The sequence below is a fragment of the Bradyrhizobium sp. AZCC 1721 genome (genome assembly GCF_036924715.1).
GTDB lineage: Bacteria > Pseudomonadota > Alphaproteobacteria > Rhizobiales > Xanthobacteraceae > Bradyrhizobium.
Map to the genome: position 1 here is coordinate 723,636 of NZ_JAZHSB010000001.1, position 20,315 is coordinate 743,950.

Annotated in this window: 20 protein-coding genes and 1 riboswitch; of the genes, 4 read left to right on the plus strand and 16 right to left on the minus strand. The window is 62.1% G+C overall.

The genetic code is table 11. The features are described 5' to 3' along the window. Nucleotides 1–39: 39 nt before the first annotated feature. Both V1273_RS03450 and V1273_RS03455 read left to right on the plus strand, forming a co-directional pair. A complete protein-coding gene (locus V1273_RS03450; protein WP_334369121.1) occupies nucleotides 40–495 on the plus strand; it encodes a VOC family protein in 456 nt (151 codons plus the stop codon). Nucleotides 496–1,396: 901 nt separating this feature from the next. Continuing rightward, on the plus strand, nucleotides 1,397–1,927 hold the full coding sequence (locus V1273_RS03455; protein WP_334383946.1) for a dihydrofolate reductase family protein: 531 nt from the start codon (nucleotides 1,397–1,399) through the stop codon (nucleotides 1,925–1,927). 91 nt (nucleotides 1,928–2,018) lie between these two features. Here the strand turns inward: V1273_RS03455 and V1273_RS03460 are convergent, their stop codons facing one another. The 6 genes from V1273_RS03460 to V1273_RS03485 all read right to left on the minus strand — a co-directional run bounded on the left by V1273_RS03460 (nucleotide 2,019) and on the right by V1273_RS03485 (nucleotide 6,906). After that, nucleotides 2,019–2,792, minus strand: coding sequence for a type III pantothenate kinase (locus V1273_RS03460; RefSeq protein ID WP_334366292.1), 774 nt, complete (start codon nucleotides 2,790–2,792; stop codon nucleotides 2,019–2,021). Between the two features lie 142 nt (nucleotides 2,793–2,934). Next, the gene (locus tag V1273_RS03465; protein ID WP_334408720.1) at nucleotides 2,935–3,306 is read right to left on the minus strand and encodes a hypothetical protein; all 372 of its coding nucleotides are present in this window, start codon (nucleotides 3,304–3,306) and stop codon (nucleotides 2,935–2,937) included. A gap of 71 nt (nucleotides 3,307–3,377) precedes the next feature. Further along, nucleotides 3,378–5,105 carry an ATP-dependent Clp protease adaptor ClpS gene (locus V1273_RS03470; protein WP_334408722.1) on the minus strand — a complete coding sequence of 576 codons (1,728 nt, stop codon included), beginning with the start codon at nucleotides 5,103–5,105 and terminating at the stop codon, nucleotides 3,378–3,380. Between the two features lie 370 nt (nucleotides 5,106–5,475). Then, nucleotides 5,476–5,760, minus strand: coding sequence for a GYD domain-containing protein (locus V1273_RS03475; protein WP_334366296.1), 285 nt, complete (start codon nucleotides 5,758–5,760; stop codon nucleotides 5,476–5,478). 140 nt (nucleotides 5,761–5,900) lie between these two features. After that, a complete protein-coding gene (locus V1273_RS03480) occupies nucleotides 5,901–6,419 on the minus strand; it encodes a methyltransferase family protein (RefSeq protein WP_334408723.1) in 519 nt (172 codons plus the stop codon). 55 nt (nucleotides 6,420–6,474) lie between these two features. Beyond that, on the minus strand, nucleotides 6,475–6,906 hold the full coding sequence (locus tag V1273_RS03485; protein WP_334408724.1) for a nuclear transport factor 2 family protein: 432 nt from the start codon (nucleotides 6,904–6,906) through the stop codon (nucleotides 6,475–6,477). Nucleotides 6,907–7,031: 125 nt separating this feature from the next. On the opposite strand from V1273_RS03485, the gene V1273_RS03490 reads away from it, so the two are divergent. After that, nucleotides 7,032–7,643, plus strand: a complete 612-nt coding sequence (locus tag V1273_RS03490) for a GyrI-like domain-containing protein (protein WP_334408725.1) — start codon at nucleotides 7,032–7,034, stop codon at nucleotides 7,641–7,643. A gap of 56 nt (nucleotides 7,644–7,699) precedes the next feature. Here V1273_RS03490 and V1273_RS03495 read toward each other — a convergent pair whose 3' ends face one another. The 4 genes from V1273_RS03495 to V1273_RS03510 form a co-directional block, all read right to left on the minus strand. Then, nucleotides 7,700–8,662 (minus strand): Bug family tripartite tricarboxylate transporter substrate binding protein, encoded by a 963-nt coding sequence (locus V1273_RS03495; protein ID WP_334408726.1) that lies wholly within the window; start codon nucleotides 8,660–8,662, stop codon nucleotides 7,700–7,702. Nucleotides 8,663–8,766: 104 nt separating this feature from the next. Beyond that, nucleotides 8,767–9,546 carry an alpha/beta fold hydrolase gene (locus tag V1273_RS03500; RefSeq protein ID WP_334408727.1) on the minus strand — a complete coding sequence of 260 codons (780 nt, stop codon included), beginning with the start codon at nucleotides 9,544–9,546 and terminating at the stop codon, nucleotides 8,767–8,769. 29 nt (nucleotides 9,547–9,575) lie between these two features. Further along, nucleotides 9,576–10,190 carry an NADPH-dependent FMN reductase gene (locus V1273_RS03505; protein ID WP_334366303.1) on the minus strand — a complete coding sequence of 205 codons (615 nt, stop codon included), beginning with the start codon at nucleotides 10,188–10,190 and terminating at the stop codon, nucleotides 9,576–9,578. Between the two features lie 57 nt (nucleotides 10,191–10,247). After that, entirely contained in the window at nucleotides 10,248–11,288 is a 1,041-nt protein-coding gene (locus V1273_RS03510) for an LLM class flavin-dependent oxidoreductase (protein WP_334408728.1), read from the minus strand. A 115-nt stretch (nucleotides 11,289–11,403) separates the two neighbouring features. On the opposite strand from V1273_RS03510, the gene V1273_RS03515 reads away from it, so the two are divergent. Continuing rightward, nucleotides 11,404–12,342, plus strand: coding sequence for a LysR family transcriptional regulator (locus V1273_RS03515; protein ID WP_334408729.1), 939 nt, complete (start codon nucleotides 11,404–11,406; stop codon nucleotides 12,340–12,342). Nucleotides 12,343–12,370: 28 nt separating this feature from the next. On the opposite strand, the gene V1273_RS03520 is transcribed toward V1273_RS03515, so the two are convergent. The 6 genes from V1273_RS03520 to V1273_RS03545 all read right to left on the minus strand — a co-directional run bounded on the left by V1273_RS03520 (nucleotide 12,371) and on the right by V1273_RS03545 (nucleotide 20,120). Beyond that, entirely contained in the window at nucleotides 12,371–13,258 is an 888-nt protein-coding gene (locus V1273_RS03520; protein ID WP_334408730.1) for a bifunctional 5,10-methylenetetrahydrofolate dehydrogenase/5,10-methenyltetrahydrofolate cyclohydrolase, read from the minus strand. 14 nt (nucleotides 13,259–13,272) lie between these two features. Beyond that, nucleotides 13,273–13,352: riboswitch (ZMP/ZTP riboswitch) on the minus strand. Nucleotides 13,353–13,498: 146 nt separating this feature from the next. Continuing rightward, a complete protein-coding gene (locus V1273_RS03525) occupies nucleotides 13,499–15,430 on the minus strand; it encodes a serine hydrolase (RefSeq protein ID WP_334408731.1) in 1,932 nt (643 codons plus the stop codon). Between the two features lie 272 nt (nucleotides 15,431–15,702). Beyond that, nucleotides 15,703–16,629 (minus strand): hypothetical protein, encoded by a 927-nt coding sequence (locus tag V1273_RS03530; RefSeq protein ID WP_334408732.1) that lies wholly within the window; start codon nucleotides 16,627–16,629, stop codon nucleotides 15,703–15,705. A 13-nt stretch (nucleotides 16,630–16,642) separates the two neighbouring features. Continuing rightward, nucleotides 16,643–17,971: an HlyD family type I secretion periplasmic adaptor subunit gene (locus tag V1273_RS03535; protein ID WP_334408733.1), complete on the minus strand. Its 1,329-nt coding sequence runs from the start codon at nucleotides 17,969–17,971 to the stop codon at nucleotides 16,643–16,645. Then, a complete protein-coding gene (locus V1273_RS03540) occupies nucleotides 17,968–19,701 on the minus strand; it encodes a type I secretion system permease/ATPase (RefSeq protein WP_334408734.1) in 1,734 nt (577 codons plus the stop codon). The genes V1273_RS03535 and V1273_RS03540 overlap by 4 nt, the downstream gene beginning before the upstream one ends. A 128-nt stretch (nucleotides 19,702–19,829) precedes the next feature. Next, nucleotides 19,830–20,120, minus strand: coding sequence for a hypothetical protein (locus V1273_RS03545; RefSeq protein WP_334408735.1), 291 nt, complete (start codon nucleotides 20,118–20,120; stop codon nucleotides 19,830–19,832). Between the last annotated feature and the right edge of the window lie 195 nt (nucleotides 20,121–20,315).

Genomic DNA, 20,315 nt, shown 5'->3' on the forward strand with positions numbered 1-20,315 from the left:
TCCAGCAGCTGCACCATCACCAGGGACACGACCGAAATCATGACTAAAAGTAAATTGCTACGAATGGACAATGTCGGCATCGTGGTGGAATCTCTCGATGATGCCATCTCTTTTTTCACCGAGCTTGGCCTGACGCTTGAGGGGCGAGCCATGGTTGAAGGAGAATGGGCCGGACGCGTCACTGGACTGGGTAATCAGCGCGTCGAGATCGCCATGATGCTCACTCCCGACGGCCACAGCCGCCTCGAGCTCTCGCGTTTTCTCACCCCGTCTGTAGTCGCCGATCACCGGAACGCCCCGGTGAACGCCCTCGGCTACCTGCGTGCTATGTTCACAGTGAGCGACATCGACGAAACACTCACCAGACTCCGTAAGCACGGTGCGCAGCTCGTCGGCGAAGTGGTTCAGTACGAGGATTCGTATCGGCTCTGCTACATCCGCGGCCCCGAAGGACTTCTCATCGGACTGGCAGAACCACTCGGTAGTAATCGGTAACGGTTAAGGGAGAACCCCGCCCGCGTCAGCAGGTGGGGTTTGGACGTGCCACGCTTCAGCTGGATCGCGTGGCGTAGTGCGATTTCGCAATCTGTCGCAACTTTTCGAGCGATAGCGGTCTCGCGGCTGGCTGCAGCGTCATAGCGTTCCGGCGAAAACGTAGTTATCAGTTTCATCTACGCTCGGGCGCCATTTTGCGATTTGTACGATTTCACCGCCAAAACGCGCCGCTATCATGCTGCGTTTCCGCTCCGCCCCGCGGCGGGTTCAATGACCAGGTGGATGGCATGCCAAAGACGCGTGCTGTTTTGGGCTCCGCTCTTTTCCTCGTCGCCGCGCCCGGCGTGTTGGCAGTGCTCCTCCCATGGTGGGTTACGCACTGGGAGGTTCGATCGCCATTCCTTGGGCTTGAGCTGACGCGCGCCATCGGCGCGATATTGATCCTTGCCGGCATACCCGGACTTGTGGGTTCATTTGCTCGCTTTGCGCCGTATCATTCGGGCTGATCGTTGGCGTAGCGCGCAATCGTACAACCTCGCAGTTTTGCCGGCTGGAACGCGCGGCAGGCCACGGCATCATGGCGCCACGGCGAACGAGTAGTGCCCATCTTCATCGACCGTGGCGCGCCATTTCGGTTCAAAGGCACGAACGCCTAGCACCGCCGCCTCTACGCCAGAGGCGGCGGTTAGCGTTCGGAGCAGCTCGCTCCGCAGCCCACGAATGCGAGCCTCTTTCCGGCTCACGACTTACACCCGCTGCGCGACAGTGCGCGCACTTGATCGCGGGCGAACGTGCCGTCGCCGTTCCCAATTGCGATTTAAAATCAGTCAATCTAGCTTACAACCGATTTCATGACGCAATCAGAACCGCGTGGATGGGCCGCGTGAGGAAGGAATTGGGTATGGCTAAGCTCGTGTTCGGAATGAACCAGTCCCTGGACGGCTACGTCGACCATATGGCGTTTGCGCCAAGCCCTACGCTCTTCCGCCACTTCATCGAGGAGGCTCAGGGGCAGGCAGGTAGTGTGTACGGTCGCCAAATGTATGAGATCATGCGTTACTGGGACGACGATCATCCTGAGTGGGGTGCAGAGGAACACGCCTTCGCGGCGGCGTGGCGGAAACAGCCGAAATGGGTCGTCTCGCGCTCGTTGAAGTCGGTCGGCCCCAACGCCAGGCTTGTTGAGGATGATCTCGAGGGCGCGATCCGCAAGCTGAAGGCCGAGCGCGACGGGGAGGTCGAAGTTGCTGGCCCGAACTTGGCGCAAAGCCTCACCGAACTTGGCCTGATCGATGAGTATCGAATCTACCTGCACCCTGTCGTGCTTGGCCACGGCAAGCCATATTTCGCCGGACCCCGGCCGCCGCTCCGCCTTGTGACTCATGATCGGATTGGCGAGGATGTGATCAGGTTGACCTACGTTCCTGCTTAATCTCGCGACTCGCCGGATGGAAATCGCAGCGATCTGCGCTCGCTAGCGGCGCTGGCGAAGTAGGAACGGCGGATTGTATTCGAGTGCATCGTCACCTTAATCCCGTACTTCGCCGGTATATCTCCAGCAGACCGCGAATCGTCAGGTCGGGATCGAAGTGATCTATCGCCTTGGTGGCGTCGTGGAACAACGATGCGACACCGCCGGTGGCGACGACCGTCATTGCTTCGTTCCGCTCAGCCTTAATGCGAGCAATCATTCCTTCGATGAGCGCAACGTGACCCCAGAAAATGCCGGACTGCATGGCGCTAACCGTGTCGTCGCCTACCACCCGTCGTGGCTTTTGCAGCGCAATTCTGGGAAGCTTCGCGGCGGCTGCATGCAGGGCCTCCATCGACAGGTGGACGCCTGGCGCGATCACACCTCCCTCGAAGCCGCCATCACTCGCGATCACGTCCAGCGTGATGGCGGTCCCGCTGTCGACAATGATCAATGGCCCGGAATAGAGCTTGAGCGCGCCGAGCGCATTGACCAGACGGTCCGATCCGACCTCCGAGGGCTTCTTGGTCCGCACCTCGATGCCCAGCTCGGTGTTCTCACCAATGATCAACGGCTCGGCGTGCAGGTAACGACGCGACAGGTTTCGCAGGTTGAAGATCGACTGCGGCACTACGCTCGATATCACACAGGCATTCAAAAGGCTGAGCTCAAGTTTGTGCATCGCCATGAGCTGCGACAGCCACACGGCGTACTCATCGGCTGTACGGCTAGGTTCGGTAGCCGATCGCCATTGGGCGATCCAATGGTCGCCGTCGTGAACCGCGAACAGGCTGTTGGTGTTTCCCTGCTCAATTGCCAGAAGCATCGATCAAGTCCTACGTTGCAGCTTCACATTATCTGGGCGCGGCGCCACGGTGAAGCAATAGTGCCCATCTTCATCGGCCGCGGCGCGCCACTTATCGACTGCATCGCGCAAATATCTTGACCTGCGAGGCCACCCCTGCGCTTCAATGGCCTTCGCGCTCGGCGTCGCCCTGAACCGCGTCTTCCGCTTGTGCGGCGACCAGTGCCGGCACGCCGCGGGATCGAATGACGATTCCGATGACGTCGACATCGACCTTGAGCAGATCGAGCTCTCGCGTCATCTCGCGCAGTTCCTGGCCCTTGCGCGCGATTTCCTCGGAAACGTCGATAGCCATGTTGCGCTCGGTGACCCCGCCCGGGCTGCCGACGAACATTTTGGCTCTGAGCCACTCCAGCCGCGCCCGCTGCGTATCGCGCGCGAACTTCTTTTCGACGAACTGTCGCCGTGCCTCTACGTAGGCCGCCAGCAATTCGACGTCGGACATTTTGTACAGGGCGTCGGCTGAAACGCTCATGGCCGCTGGCTCAGACGATCGGGTTCATGGCAGGTAGCGGGTCAAAACCTATTCTACCAAGCCAGGTCCGATCAAGAGCCTGCCATTTCCTGCGCGCCGCCGAGCAGCGTGACGTTGAGTCTGCCGCCAGTGAACAACATGTCGTCCAGCGCTTCGCTGATGTCGCCGGATTCGACCGTCGAACCGCCGTCCCGAAAAATGCTCGCTTGCGCGATACGCCGCATCAATTCCTTGATGGACGCGGCGCTGACGCCCTTCGTGCGGTTCACGGTCTCATCAATGATGGTCTGATCCATCGGCAGGTCCTTGCCATAGAGCCGAACAAGCTTGCTGCGGCCGATGCCGTCGGGCAGCGGCACTTCGATCGCCTGGTCGATGCGTCCGGGCCGGCCGGCCAGCGCGCCTTCAAGCTGCTCCGGCCGGTTGGTGGTGAGGACGAACAGGATGTCGGAGTCCTCCTTCAGCCCGTCCATTTCGTTGAGCAGCTTGTTGAGCAGCGGCTCTTCACACGATCCCATCTCTTCGCGATCGCGGGCGATGAGGTCGACGTCCTCGATCACTACCATCGTCGGCTGCAACAGGCGCGCCAGCTTCATGTAGGCGCCGAGCAACCCCACCTGCTCGGCCGTGATGATCAACGTCGTATGTCCGGGCAAGTTGGTCGCGAGGTAACGGATCGTGTGCGTCTTGCCGGTGCCCGGCGGACCGTAAAGCAGGATGCCCTTGCGGGTCGACTGGCCCAGCTTGCGAAGCGCCGCGCGATTGCCGACAAAGCCCATGACGTTGCGATCGAGCAGCTTCAGCGTCTGTTCGGGCAAGATGACTTCCTCACGTCCGACTGCCGGCAGCCGGTGCACCATGACCCCGCTCGACCGTCCGCGATAGTCGGATCCACCTTCGAGCGAAAGGATCTTGCCGCGATAGGAACGCGCGGCGTGCACCGCCTCTTCAAGCCCGGCGAACGAACGTTGCACGAGTGCGTCGCCGGCGGCGCCGGCCGGCACGGCGATCTCGATGAGTATCGCAGCCTCATGCTGGTATTCGCGATGAAACGATAGCAGCACGGCGTAGCGGAGTTCGCCGGCCCTGCACAGCCACAGTCCGTTATGCAGGCATTTCACCGGCTGCGCTTCACCGATCTCGACGTCGTGGTACTGCGGCGGCGCAAGCGCGGGTGCGTTCCGGCCATCCTTCATCAGGGCCGCAAATACCAGCGTCTCATAGCGATACTCCTCGTGAATGCCGAAGAAGTGCAGCGGCGAGGCGAGCAACTGGGCGACCGCGACCTGGACGTCGGCGAGCATGTGGCCGGGAAACTGCCGCGCTCTCGTCACCAACTGGTTTCGCGGGATTCCGGCAAAGTGCCAGTCAAGCGCGAGCCAGGCGTATTTGAACTCGTCTCCAGGCACGGCCTCCGATGCGCGCCTGACGGCAAGCAGGCAGCCGTTGCAGAGGCACGCCGTGCCGCCGGCGAGCAGGATTTCACTGCCAGTCGCCGGTGCTCCGCAAAGATCGCATGCGCCTTTCGTGGCCGCGGTTTCGCTGGTGATCAGCAAACCATGACCGGCGGCGCTGATGCTTTGCCGTGCCGAATCCAGCAGCGCCTTGGCGACCGAGCCCGGGTAGGGGCCGCAGGCCACCTTCTCTTTGTTCTCGATCAGCGCGGTGAATGCGATCGCTTCCCGTTCCGACTTGCCGAATACGTTGCGAAGGAGCTGCCGGACGAATTCGACGGGCGTATCGTCATCATTATGAATGAAGAGCGTGATCGACCCGGCGTCGGTGCAAATGTCATGCATGAAAGGAAAGACCTCATACGCGTTGTTCCCAAAGAACAAAAAGAGAACACAGGCAGCGAGCCGCGTCACGCGGTCAGAGAACCGCCACTTCCAATGTGGGAATAGCATTGATCTTCTCGCCAAGCTCCTGCTCGGCCCGCTCCAGATCGTAGCGCTTCTGCATTGAGCCACAGGTCCGGACCAAGCCGCACCACCGCAGTAATCGCTGCGTAGCGGCTTGCGGCATCCTTCATCGACCGTGGCGCGCCCGGCCTTCGATCACTCCGGGGTAAGCGCGGCACCCGCGCCCGGGAACAATGCCGCACCCTGCTCGCCCAAGCGAAGTGGGCACGGGTGGGTCGCAGGAAAGCCGTGAGCCACGCCGCGACGCCTAGTTCGCCGCGTCCTTGATCGCGGCTTCGAAGGTCTTGGGGTCGAAGGCCGGCATGCTTTGGACCCGCCCCAGACCCTGGGTCGCGTACCAGACGGAGAACGCGAGCATCGCCGCCTCATTCGGGGCATCGACGATGTCGACAAAATCGTAGTAGCCCTGCGTGTAGTGGATCGACTCGACCTTGATGCCTAGCTTGTCGAGTTTTGTCTTGGCCTTGCCGATCCGCTCCGATTGCTTGCTTGCCCATTCCGGGCTCAGATTACCAAGCAGCACATATTTCATGGCCACCTCCACGAGAGGTTGATCATTTTGCGCGAAGGACCACACAATTATACGCCTTCCCACGACCCATGCCCATGCCGATTTGCGGAGCGGGAACGGCGAGGCACGGGTTCCCCGGCGCTGGTCCTGACCGAAAAGCCCTATAGCCAGCGCCGGACCCGCGCGCAGTAGCGGCGATAGACGTCCCCGAACTTGCGCTCGAGATAGGCTTCCTCGCGAGCGATCACACCGTAGCGGATGACTAGCGCGAAAGGCAGCAGCGTCATCAACAGCCAGAGGCTGTTGAAGGCAATGGCCAAGCCGATGAGCCCCAGCACCATGCCGAGATAGATGGGGTTGCGCGTGAAGCGGTAGGGGCCAGCCTCCACGATGGTCGTGGTCGGCAGGTTGGTGGGCACGTTCGAGCCAGCCCGGGTCATGGTAGAGATCGCCCACGCGACCAGCGCCAGCGCGAGGGCAAACACTGTCGCGCCCAGCCAGCCTGCAGGTAGCGCGGCCGGCAAGAACGGCAAGGGCATGAGCCAGTTGAGCGCGAACCCGGCGAGCACCGCGAGCGCCCACGCGATCGGCGGCCGGACAATGACGCCAGCGGTATCTGTTATGTCAGCCATAACGGGACCGGTGAAACCGCGCTTGATCTGGCTGAAGGCTGTTTGCAAGCATAGCACAAAATCGCAGGCTGCACCGGGACGCGAACGGTGTGGGAAGCGGAATTCAGACGATGCCGTGTTCTTTCAGAACGGCTTGCTCGTCTCCTGACACCCATCCAAAGATCTTTGGTGTGTCTTCGAGCTGCTGCACCAGATAATGGACCTCAAAATCAATGGAAACATCCGGTTCGCTGCCACGGTCGTAGATCGCGGTCCAAGCGACGTGCGCCAGGCAATGGTGCTCGTCGATCGGTGCGATGCGGACATTGCGAAGTCGCATATCCTTCGTACCGATCCGGCGATAATTTTCAAACCCCTGTTGCATCATCTGCTTCAGGTGTTCGTCATTCCGGCCGACACTGACGCCAGCCGGAGAGGCCGCAACGAACGCAGTGGCGTATGAGGACGCCACTTGGTCCATATCCACTTGATCCCTAAGCGCCGTTCGGAACAGGTTCTCATAGCGCTCAAACAAGTCCTTTACGTTCTTCTCCATAAGGTGCCGCCTCCTCACTTTGGCTCTCCGGGCTCGAGGTATTCTGCGCGAGGTGGTCTAGTGTAGTCTAGTAAGGCTGATCTGGTTCGGCCGTCCAAACATGTTCAGAATGCTGTGAGGGGTAGATGGAGAAGCTGGATCTAAAGAAGGTGAGGAAGCCACTCTTCACCGCTCCCCTTAACCGCTTCGTGACGATCGATGTGCCGCCGGTCTCCTACCTCATGATAGATGGTCACGGTGACCCGAACACAGCCCAAGCTTATAGGCTGGCCGTCGAAAGCCTCTACGCGACGGCCTTTACGATCAAATTCTCCTGCAAGGCAAACGGGAAAGACTTCGTCGTGATGCCATTGGAGGGACTTTGGTCAGCTCCCGACCCTGAGAGCTTCTCCGCACGGCGCAAGGACGAATGGGAATGGACCATGATGATCATGGTGCCGGACTATGTGGATGACGAAACCTTTCTGGCCGCCAGGATCAAGGCGCGAGAGAAGCTCGGCGCGCTTCCTGACAGTCTGAGGCTCGAAAGCCTGGAGGAGGGCCTCTGCCTCCAGGCATTGCACGTAGGCAGCTACGACGACGAAGGACCGCTGCTCGCGAGGTTGCACGGGGAGGTCATGCCTTCGGGCGGCTACGACTTCGCCGGTCGGCATCATGAGGTCTATCTGAGCGACCCTCGCAAGACGGCGCCTGAAAAGCTCAAGACCGTGATCCGCCAACCTGTGCGGCGGAACTGAAAGTGGAGCTTGATCAGCACGTCAAGCGCCACAGAGGCCGGCTACGAAACTTGCAGCTAGTTGGCGGCGCGAATGCCCCGCTCACGTATGATCGCGCCGAACCGCTCGGAGTCTTTGCGGGACTTTTCCTTGAACTCTTCCGGAGACATCGGTGCGGCAATATTTCCGAGGGTCGCGATACGCTCGTTCAACGCGGCGGTTGCAAGCGATCGATTAATTTCCTTGTTCAAACGCGCGACAACATCGGGTGATGTTCCGGCTGGCGCGTAGATGCCGAATACGGCATCCGCGTCAAAGCCCGTAAGGCCGAGCTCGTCGAGCGTGGGTACATTCGGAAGTTGGGGCGATCGTTGGGGGCTTCCGATCGCAAGAGCACGCAGCTTGCCGGCTTTCACGTGCTCGATGGCGATGCCGGGATCGAACAGGAAGTCGAGTTGCCCCCCGAGCAGGTCATTGAGCGCAGGTGCCGCGCCGCGGTAAGGCACGTGCACTGCGCTTGTGCCGGTCATGTTTTTCAACATTTCTGCCGCAAGATGGGGAGAACTGCCGATGCCGGGCGATCCAAAATTCCGCTTTTCCGGATTGGCCTTCAGGTCAGCAATGAATTCCTTGAAATCCCGCACCGGATTGTCCGCCCGAATGACGAGATAGAAAGGCACGCGCGCAACTGAGGCGACGGGGATGATGTCCTTCGTGGGGTCGAATGGCATTTTGGCATACAGATGCGGATTGATCGCCACCATCCCGCCTGAAGACATCAGCAGGGTGTAGCCATCCGGCGCGGACCTCGCCACGAATTCTCCGCCCAGATTTCCGCCAGCGCCTCCCCTGTTTTCGATTACGACCGACTGACCGAAAGTTTCGCTGAGAGGTTGACCTACAAGGCGCGCGAGCTGATCTGCTGCTCCTCCCGCGGGAAAGTTGACAATGAGGCGAATGGACTGGCTCGGCCAACTCTGTGCCAGCGAAGTGGACATCAGGCTCGCGGTGAAGGCGATCGCGACCACAATGGCTTTCATGATTATCTCCCCGGGTTTTGCTATTTGAAGGAATGGCGATGGGTCGCTCGATCGATCCGCAGCATCCCGTTCCGCATTTGAAAGAGAGCGGCGGTAAATCACCTTCACCCCGCGAGGAAATCGCCGATCGCCGCGACACAGGCGGGGTCTTCCTGCATGGCGAAGTGCCCAACGCCGGGCACGATATGAGTGCGGGCTTTTGGAATCGCGCCTGCCCAGAGTTCCGCCTGACTGGCAAGCGCGATCCTGTCCCTGTCGCCCCACACGATAAGCGTTTCGTTGGGTATCCGGCTTAGCCATCGACCGAGATTCGGGTGTCCCATGCCGTGGGCCTTCCGAATGTTGCTCAGCGCCTGGCTTTCCTTCTCCCTTGCCGCAATGAACTGCTCCGGCGGGGGTGCAAGCGAGCCTCCGGGAAAGTATCGGGCCGCAACTTCCGTTCGATGCGCCAGGTAGTGAGGCAAATCTTGCGGAGCGATTTTGGTGGGGTCGGCGCCGCGATGGTCAGGATGGTTGAGCCCGGCAGGGGCGTTCAGCACCAGACGAGCAAAGCGTTCGCCGGCGACCACCGCCATTTCTGCCGCCATCCAGCCGCCCATGGAATGACCCACGAGGTGCGGCCGATCCAGCCCCAATGCTGCGATGAGCCGCAAATTGTGGACGATCAAATCCTGCATCCCGCAGATATGCGGCGCAGGTCCACTTTCGCCGAAGCCGGGGTGGAATGGCAGATAGACCCGAAACCTGTCGGCCAAACCGCGCGCCCATTCTTGCCCCTCGATCGTTGCCGCTCCGTGAAGCGCCAGGACGGCCGGACCCCTTCCGATGACTTTTATGACCGTGTCCACGGCATCGATTTCGAGCTTTATCGTTTCGAATACCACGTCAAACTCCCTTTTGGCCGCGAGCCGGACTACGGTTGGACCATCGTTTCTGTCGAGAAGGAGTGCGCTGCCAATCTGCCGCGAGATTGCGTGCGCACGAAATCGATCACCTGCTGGCCCACCGTCTCGAGCTGACGTTTGGTTGCCGCATCGGTGCAATTTCCCTCGGCGTCGAACAGTGCGCTGGATGTGTTCAACATTGCACCAAACGGCGTTGGCCAGCCTCTAAGGGAATGAGCAACCGTCCGAAGCGCGGCTAATGTCTGCCCAACCGCCTGCCATCCGCCAGCACAAGCAATGCAGCCGACGGGAATTCCATCCAGGTAAGCGCGTGTATCCGTTCTAAGTTCTTCCGCGTAGTCCAGCGCGTTCTTTATCAGTCCAGATATCGATCCGTGGTAGGCCGGCGACGAGATGATAATGCCGTGGCATTCACGAAGCGCGGCCAGGAGACGCGAAGCCTGATCGGACTGTTGCTGTCCGGGCATATACATCGGCAGAAGCAGTTCTGCACCGGAGAGAAGCAGGGTCCTTGCGCCTTCATCCTCGGCGGCCTTGAGGCTGATCACGAGCGCGCGTTCGGACGATGACCCGCGCCGCGGGGTTCCTCCTATCCCGAGAACAAGAGGCTTATCCTGAATCATGCTTCGCTCCAGTTGTTGTGCCGCAAGCCCGCAATGCTCGGCTCGCAATCGGGCTCATCAACCTATCTGCGCGCGTCGCAATTGGGGGATCACCTCCTCGCCGAAGAGAGCGAGTGTCTCACGGCGACGCGGCGTAAAGCTCCTTCCCAGCATCGCGAGGAAATGGCCCGCGCCGCATTTGCGGCATTGATCGATGATTTGTTCAGCGACCTGTGCCGGCGTGCCGGCGATGTAGTCGTCGTCATGCAGTGAAAAGCCGGCTCCAGCCCGCGGCGCATCGAGCAATGAGGATGTGCCTTGGACAACGCGCGGATCGCCAGCCACAACTTTCAGTGTCGCTGCCTTCGCGGCATGGGATTCGTCGCGCGCCTCAGCCGCATCGTATGAAATGGAGACATTGCGCCGGATTGCGAGCTGATCGGGCCCTGCCGGAAATCCCAACCGGGCAGACTCCTTCCGATACACGTCAAAAATTTCCGATATGCGAGCGACGGATTCGAAGCCGGTGCAAATCTTCGACTGCCTTTGAGCGGATTTCTGCGCGGATCCGGTACTTACAACAGTCGTCCATTTTGGCGGAGACGGCTGCAGGAAGGCGTTCGGCATCAGGCTGAGGTTTTCGAATTTCCAATACTTTCCGCTGTGGCTGATGACGTGGTTCACGAGGGCGGCGTCGAGTATTTCCAAAGCCTCGTTGAACCGCTCGCGGGCCTCCTCTATCCCTAAACCTATCCGCGCCAGCTCCTGCGGCACGCCGGCGGCAAAGCCGATCTCGAGGCGCCCCCTTGTCAGGTGATCGAGCATCGTCAGTTCTTCGATGATGCGCCATGGCTCATAAAGCGGCACGACCATTCCCATCGTTCCCAGCCGCAGCCGGGTCGTGTGGCGAGAAATAGCTGCGATCAAGAGGTTGGGAGAGGGGCTATATGAGTGGCCGAAGTGATGTTCGCTAAAGAGTATTCCTTCGAACCCTAGCTTCTCGGCTTCGAGCCAATGCGCGTAGCCTTCGTCGAACACGGCAGTCACGGTACTGGGCAGGGTCTCCCCGTCGCTCAGGTTCGGGGCCTGCATGAATTCAAAGATCCATGGCTTGATCAAAGCGTTTCTCCCAATGCACGACCTATTTCTTGATTGCGTCTTGAGTACACGGGAGTTTTAAATTTGAAAAATCGATTATATTGATCTGTGATATTTGAGCGATGGATGTAAGCCGATGCGCTTCGAAGGCCTGGACCTGAATCTCCTGATCGCGCTTGATGCGATCCTTGAAGAGCGCAGTGTCATGGGAGCCAGTCGACGCCTTCATCTCAGCCAGCCGGCGATGAGCGCCGCTGTTGGCAGATTGCGTCAGTATTTCAACGACGAGATTTTCACGATTTCACAGCGAAAGCTGGTGCCGACGCCGCTGGCGCAATCGCTGGAAAGACCAACCCGGGACATCCTGCTGCGAATCCGGGCCAATCTGATCTCGCCGCCAAAATTCGACCCGGCGAGTTCCGAGCGGCGTTTCCGGCTGGTCGTTTCCGATTATGCGAGCATCGTATTGATGCACGCCGTCATGAAGCGCGTCTATCGCGCCGCGCCGCGGGTTTGCCTTGAAATTCTTCCCTTCGGTGATCGCGTCGATGACCAGCTTCAGCGAGGGGAGGTCGATTTCGTCGTGATCCCCGATACAAATCTCATTGATGGCCATCCCAGCCAGCATTTGTTTGCAGACGAATTCTGCTGCGTCGCCTGGCGCGGAAGCCGCCAGATCGGGCGCTCGATCTCGCTTGGCCGCTATCTTCAGCTTGGACACATAACGGCTCAGCTCGGGCCCATTCACGGAGTATCCTTCGATGAACGCGCCCTCGTGCAGTTAGGTTATAAGCGCCGCATCGAGGTCATCGCCCCGAACTTCACCGCGATGGCTGCCATGGTGATCGGAACGGACCGCATCGCGACAATGCATCATCGCCTCGCTGTAATTTTCGCGCGAAACTTTCCGCTGAAGCTGCTGCGTGCACCGGTCCGCATCCCCGCATTCCGAGAAGCCCTACAGTGGCCGGCGTCCTTTCACCTGGATCCCGCACTTGTTTGGTTGCGCGAGATCATTACCGACGTTGCTGCTGAGGTTGACCGGACTCCAGCCAAGCAAATGAAGGTTGGGTAGGCGCGACAGCGTGCAGGGAAGGGCGAGACTAGTGTGCCGCGGTAGACGCCAGCCGCATCCGTGCCGCTAACCGGGCGCTCGCTGCCTTCACCGTATTCTCCATCAGGCATGCGATGGTCATCGGACCGACCCCTCTTGGCACGGGCGTAATGGCGCCGGCAACCTGCACCGCCTCCTCGAAAATGACGTCGCCCTGAACGGCATATCCGCCGTCCTGCTTCGCGACACGCGTGGTGCCGACGTCGATGACGATGGCTTGCGGCTTGATCCAGTCGCGGCGCACAAGTCCGGGCTTGCCGACTGCGCTGACCAGGATGTCCGCCTCGCGGCAGATGCACGCGATGCCGCGTGTATGGACATGCGTTTGGGTCACCGTCGCGCGCTCTTCCAGAAGCAGCGTTGCCATCGGCTTGCCCACGATATTCGAGCTGCCGATGACGACGGCGTGATAGCCGGTAAGATCCGGCGCGATCGATTTGATGAGTTTCAGGCAACCCGACGGCGTGCATGGCACGAGGGCGTCGGCGCCATGCAGCAGGCGGCCGGCATTCAGCGCATGCAGGCCGTCGACATCCTTGGCCGGATCGATCGCGCCCATGATGCGCAACGTGTCGATGTGCGCCGGCAATGGGAGTTGGACGAGAATACCGTCGATATCGTCCCGCTCGTTCAGCGTCGCAATGACGGAAAGCAGCTCGGCTTCGTTGACGCCATGCGGCAGGATTTTCGTCTCGCCGCGCAAGCCCAACTGCTTCGCTATCTTGATCTTGCTTCGGACGTAGATGTGGCTGGCCGGGTCATCGCCGACCAGCACCACCGCCAAGCCCGGTGCTTGGGATAGCTGCCCCAATTCACCCGCAACACTGTCGAGAAGAATTTGCGCCTGTTTGCGCCCGTCGATGATTTCCGCAGTCATGGCACCTCCGTAAAGAGCGGTGCCCAGGCGCGCGGCATCTAGCTTCCGCGCTCCCCGATGGTTGTCCATCTGAGCGCCAGTCGCGCGGAAGCAGGCTTCATAGTTGATTGGATGGCCGAGGGCAATGGCCGTCGTAGCACCACATCACAGGGAATGCCGACGCGGCCGGATTGAGCGTCGTCGAGGGGATGCCGGGGGGTGGACGATGCGTGGGACCTCGCGTCTGCGCTTTGGTCTCCGTCAGTTGATCCGCTGACCAATGATCTGCCAGGGCCCCGGATCTAGCACCAGGCGCATCTTCTGATCGGTACCGTCGCGGCGGAATGCAAGGCGCGTGTGGTCGCCGCCATCGACAAAGAATTCGCTGCTCGACATGGGGACAACCGTGATCGGTGCGCCTTTCTCAAAGTCAAGAACCGACAGGGCACCACTGGCCTCGAGCTCGAGCTTGCCATCCTTGACGGCGACTTCAAGGTCAGCTCCTGCCGCTCGGATCGGGGCGCGCACGACCGTCAACTCGATCGGCTCGTGCTGCTCGTTGCGCACGATCTTCAGGTGGATCGAGGTGTTGACGGGCCCGCGCATCTTGTCGAGCACTTGGTTGAGGGACTTGCCTTGCGTCGCCTCGCCGTCCAGATGCGTGATGATGTCATTGGCCATGACGCCAGCTCTGGCGGCAGGCGCGTCCGGCATCGGAGACGCCACCTTGACGCGACCACCCTGCATCGCGATTTCGAGGCCGAGACCGCCGAATTCGCGGCGCTCTTGCTTGTCGCGCGAACTCGACGATGCGAACCTGTAGGTTCCGACGTAAGCCGCAAGTCTGTTCGCGTCGACTCTCAACGGAGCCCGTGCGGCGTCGGGGGCGCCCTGGTCGGGAACGCGGAAGGCCCCATAGGTGAGATTGCGAAACGCATAGTTGAAAGGACCGCCCTTGCCTGGCGCAACCTGGATCAAGTGGACGGCGGTCAGTTGCTCCGCTGGATCAACCCAGAAATAAGTGCCCGAGGCGCCCATCCAGGTGAAGCTGCCGACCGATCCAGGCACCACGCTCCACGCGGCATCGCTGCGGACCGCAAAGCCGAGTCCCCAGGTCGAGCCAGCCTGAGGCCCGACAAGGCCGCTGGCAATGCCGGCGAAGCGGATATCAGGCGGCAGCGAGTTCGTGGTCATCAGCCGCACAGTTGCCGATGAAAGGATGCGGACGCCGTCGAGCTCGCCGCCATTGAGCAGCATCTGGCAGAACCGCAGGTAATCGGCGGCCGTCGACACCAGTCCACCGCCGCCCGAGAACAGTTTCGTCGGCTTGGTGACGTCCGCCATCACGCTGTCCGGCGGACCGCCCCAGCCGCTGGCGGGCGGATCAACCAGGCGGGACAGCTTGGCTTCGGGCACGTAAAAGCCGGTGTCGATCATGTCCAGCGGCTTAAACAGGCGTGCCTCCAGGAATTGGTCGAACGGTTGACCGGAGGCAATCTCGATGACGCGCGCGAGCACATCGACGGAGTGACCGTATTCCCAGACCTCGCCCGGTTGATGAGCAAGTGGAAGCTTGGCCAGCCCGGAGACGAAGTCGGCAAGAGTTTTGTCCCGACGCCAAACGCCGGCATTGCCGTAGAGGCTTTTATATAGTTGGTCCACCTTCGTGCCACCGACGCCGTAGACCAGTCCGCCGGTATGGCGCAGCAGATCCAGCACCGTCATCGGGTGCTTCTGCGGCTCGCGGGCGAGCCCTGTCTTGCCGGTCACCGGGTCTTTCTTCTCGACGGCGACCACCATGTCCTTGAGTTCGGGAATATATTGGTGAACCGGGGCGGCAAGGTCGAGCCTTCCCTCCTCAACCAACATCATGGCCGCGACGCTGGTGACCGGCTTGGACATCGAAGCGATCCAGAAGATTGCATTGGGCTGGAGTGGGATTGTCTTGGCTTTGTCACGAAAGCCGACGGCGCGGAGATACGCGACTCTGCCATTCCGCGCGATCGCCGCGACGCCGCCCGAGAAGGCGCCGGCATCGACCTGCGACTGCTGCCAGGCTGCGATCCGCGCCAGCCGCGATGACGAGAAGCCGAGTGCTTCCGGATCGCTCACCGGCCCAGCGTCGTGTGCACGGGCGGCGGTGGTGAGGCAAAGCATCAACAGTGCGGCGAGAGGGCGGTGCAGGCGCTTCATCGGAGAGCTCCTTTGCGGCAGTGTGCAGCCGGCCGCCACTTCCGGCGTGTCGTTGTATCTACGTATCTACCCAGACTACGACGGCCGGGCGCGCGCTCACGCAAAACGCATCGTTCCGGGATTGGTCGAGAGGGCCGCTGTGAAGGGTAACTGGACCATTCTGCAGAATCACCACGACGTCGGCAAGTGAGTTCGCAGCGTGGGCTCGCAGGCTATCTCGCAGCCGCGGCACCTTGCGAGCTGAGATCGCCGCTTATGGCGCCGTCGCTGTCTCAGAAATGATGGATCCCCAGCGCCGAGAATGCGCCGTCGTGCGGCTCATGGCCGTCCATCGTCGGCTGGCCGAGAAAGCCGAGCTGCAGCGGGATCGGATGTAGCAGCGAGGTCGGAATCGCGCCCGCAGTGTCGAGCAGCGGTATGTCGTGCTGCGCGGCGCCGGAGAAATCCGTTGTGCTGGATGTCGGGCCGGAAAGGTTCGTCGTCGGCGGCTCGATCAGGCCGGTGGCCGGCGCGTCCTGGATCAGGCCGGTGAGCGTGCCGGTCAAGCCGTCGAGGAGATGGCTCGCGGTGCCAGTCACGGTCGTCGTCAGTTGGCCGACGGTGGCACTCACGCTTGCGATCGTACTCGATACCGTTGCAAGCGCGGTGTCGACGATGCCGGTGAGGCTGTCTGCAAGGTTGTGAACGGACGCGCCAAGATCGAGTGACGGTGATGCGATGCTGCTGCCGGACGGCGCGCTGCCTGCGCCTGCCGATGGCGCGTGATCCAGAGCTGCGCTGAAGCTCGATAGCACGGGCGTCGATGTAAAAGCCTGCGCGGCGAGCACGTCGCCTGATGGAGCTTCGGCGAGCATCGCGGTCGTATCTTGCGGCGTGTTCGTTGGCGTGGCGTCGGCGTGGACCGCAGGCGAAAGGTCGGCCGCAGGAGGTTCGATCACGCCGGCATGCTGGTCGTCATGGCCGGGTCCGGGATCGGCCGGCTGCCGCGCGGCCGCGACAATATCTGCCGGAGGCGGGTGCAGGGCAGCCGGCTGCGCCGCGCGGGCTTCCCCCTCGTGCTCCAGGCGGTGCAGCGCGGTGTCGGCATCGTTGAGCAGGCCGAGCAGCATGGTGGCGAAAGCAACCGATTCGGTTGCCGCGAGATGACGGCTGCGCTCGGCTTCGTCAGAGCGGCGGGCGTTCTTGACGGCGTCGGCCATGACCATCTCCTCCTCAGCGCTCGCGGAACGCGCGGGTGATCTCGTCGCGCAACGGACCGAGCAGATATTCGAACAGGGTGCGCGGACGTGTCGGCACGATCACCTCGGCCGGCATGCCGGCCTGCAGATCGATGCGCGACTTCTTGACGTCGTCGGGATCGAGCGCGACCTCGACGGCGTAATAGCCTTGCCCGGATTTGTCGTCGGTCAGGCGGTCGGCGGAAACCGTGTGCACGGTGCCGTAGAGCCGGGGACGCTCGATATAGTTGACGCCGGTGAGTTGCACCTCGGCGCGGTGGCCGACGGCGACGTCGTTGATATCAGAGAGCTTCAGTTTTGCGGAGGCGATCAGCGGATTATCGGTGGGCACGATGTCCATCAGCCGCGCGCCGGGCTGGATCACGCCGCCCTCGGTAAAGACGTCGAGGCCGACCACCGAGCCGGTCGCCGGCGCCGTGATCCGCGTACGGACCAACACGTCCGTGGCGGCGTCGATCTTGGGCGCCAGTTCCGCGAGCTTGTTTTCGCATCCGCGCAACTGGTCAGTGATCTCGCTCATCCGTGCGCGTTCCACCCTGGCGATCTCGAGGTCGTTCTGCGCGATCTGCTGCTGCATGCCGGCGATGCTGGCCTGCTGCGCGCCAATATCGGCCTTCAGCCGGGCGTCCTCGCGCTGCAAAGCAAGGATGCGGGTCTTTGGCGTATAGCCCTGCGCGAACAGATGCTGCGCGCCGTTCATCTCGTCGGTCAGCAGTTCCCGCTGTTTCTCGGTGCCGGCAAGCTGCGCCTGCGTGCCCGCGATCTGCGCTTCGAGCTCCTTGGTCTTGCCGCGCAGCACCGCTGTCTCGGCGGCGAACTGGTGCTTTCGCGCCGCCATCATCGCGGTCTCGTTGGCCATGGCCTGGCGCGCCGCGGATAGTTCGCTGCGCGCGCGGAGATGTTCGTCGAACTCCGGCGCATCTTTTCGGTCGCGCTCGGCGACCAGCCGTGCGCGCGCGGCGAGCGCAGCGTCACGATCGGCCGTGAGCACGTCGAGCTTGGCGCGCGGGTCGCTGTCGTCGAGCCGGATCAGGAGCTGACCTTTTTCGACGCGCGCGCCGTCGCGCACGGTGAGCTGGCGCACGACGCCGCCATAGGGGTGCTGCACGCTCTGCCGCCGCCCCTCGACCTGGAGGTTGCCGCTTGCGATCGCTGCGCCGGAGATCGGCGCGAGCGTTCCCCACATCGTCATCGCGGCAAGGAACGCCGCCACCACGCCGGCACCCAGCAGCGCCGGCCGCGAGGGACGTGCGTAGCGCGCACGGTCGCGCATCGGGGCGAAGCCGTCGCCGATCGCCGTCATGACGCGCGCCCCGCGGCGGCCTGCTGGAGCGCGTGGTAGACCTCACCCGGCGGACCCAGCATGTCGAGCATGCCGCCGCGCAACACCATCATGACGTCGACGATGTCGAGGATGGTGGTGCGGTGGGTGATCACGATGATGGTGGCACCCTCGCTCTTGGCCTGCAGCAGCGCCACCTTCAGCGCCTCTTCGCCGGGAGCGTCGAGATTGGCGTTGGGCTCATCGAGCACGAGCAGCGGCGGGCGGCCGAGCAGCGCCCGCGCCAGCGCCAGACGCTGGCGCTGGCCGCCGGACAGGCCGACGCCGCCGGGACCCAGTCGGGTATCGTATTGCTTCGGCAGGTCGAGCACCATCTCGTGAATGCCGGCGCGTTTGGCGGCGTCGATGATCTCGTCCGTCGAAGCATCGCCGAAGCGAGCAATGTTCTCGCGCACGGTGCCGGCGAACAGGCCGACGTCCTGCGGCAAATAGCCGACATGGCGGCCGAATTCGAGCGGGTCCCAATGGCTGTAGTCGAGCCCGCCGAAGCGCAACCGTCCATCGGCAGGTAGGATGGCGCCCACCAGAAGGCGAGCCAGCGTGCTCTTGCCGGAGCCGCTCGGGCCGACGATGCCGAGCGCCTGGCCGCCGCCAAGCTCGAAGGTCAGGTCCCTGATGACGGGCTCCTTGCGCGCCGGCAACAGGCAGCGCAGTTCGCGGACCTCGATGGTGTTGCGCGCCCGCGGCACGATGGTGTGTGGCGGCGTCAGGTCGATCTCGCCGAGCAGCTCGCGCACTTCCGCATAGGCCTCGCGGGCGCCGATGAACTGCTTCCAGGTGCCGACCGCCTGTTCCACCGGGACCAGCGCCCGGCCCATCACGATGCTGGCGGCGAAGATGGTCGCCGGCGTGATGGCGTGGTCGATGGCGAGCCAGGCGCCGGTGCCGAGCATCAGCGATTGCAACAGCAGGCGGAAGAAGCGGATGGAAGAGGTCATCACCGCGTTCTTGTCGCTGGCAAGCGCCTGCTGCACCAGCATCGACGAGCGCTGGCTCTGCCAGTTGCGCTCCACTGCCGGCTGCATGCCCATCGCGCGGATCACGTCGGCGTGGCGCAGGATGTTTTCGGTGAACACATAGGACTGGTTGCCTGCGGCTTCGGCTTCCTTCATCGGCTCGCGGGTCATCACCTCGTTGAGACCGGCGAGGCCAAGCAGGAGAACCGCGCCAATGGTCGCGACGATGCCCAGCAGCGGATGGATGAAGAACAGCAGCATCAGATAGATCGGAATCCACGGCAGGTCGAACGCGAAATAGATGCCGGGGCCGGTCACGAAGGTGCGGAACTGATCGAGATTGCGCAATTGCTGCGCGCCGCGCGATGCGCCGCGCTGCGCCGAGCGCACCACCAGCGCCTCGAACACGCGTGCCGATAATTCCATGTCGAGGCGGATGCCGCAGCGGATCAGGATGTACGAGCGCACCGCATCCAGCGCCGCCATGGTGAGCAGAGCGATCGCCAGGATCAGGGTGAGGAGGACGAGCGTGGAGACGTTCTCGTTGAGCAGCACGCGGTTATAGACCTGCATCAAATAGAGCGGCGAACTCAGATAGAGCAGGTTGATGGCGCTGGAGAACAGCCCGGCCCAGAGGAATTGCGGCCATAGCGCGACCAGCGCCTGGCGAACGTCATCGATCCGTCGCGCCGGGGCGACGGAGTCGTCAAGGGCGGTCAGCATGCCCGTAGGCATTCGGCAATCACCTTAAGCGAGTTGACACGATGCTGCGCGATCCACTCGTGCAGTGAGGCAATCGAGACGTGGCGTGGGGATGCGCTCCCCACGCCGCGCAGTTTTGAAATGTCCGAACTCAACTGGAGTTAGGCGAGGCCGTGGAGCAGGCCACCGACATCGAGATGGCCGACATCGGCGCTGGCGCCGATCAAGGTCGGTGCGGAAACCGAGGCGTCGACACCGTTGAGCCCTGCCGAGACGTCGATGCTCGGGTTCGTCTCAACTACTGCGCCGAGATCGAGCGTGTGCGACAGGTCCGCCGTGCCGCTGGCGCTGGCAGAAGCGCTACCGCTGGCGCTGGCGCCGCCAAGTACGCCGGTGGCGGTTCCGAGCAGGCCATCGACGGTACCAAGCAGGTTTCCGAGTAGTGCAGCCATATAGTCAACTCCTATGAAGGTTGGCTGGAATGCGACGAACGTCGCGCTGCAAGAAGCCACGGGCGTCAGAAAGGTTGCGGACTCACATGCGGCGTTTTGGTGATGATTTGTTGGGAAGGGAACTTTCCGGTGTTGCCGGTCGGCGGTGGTCCGACCATGATGTGAAGTCTCCTTTGTAAGATCTCCTTGGGAAGG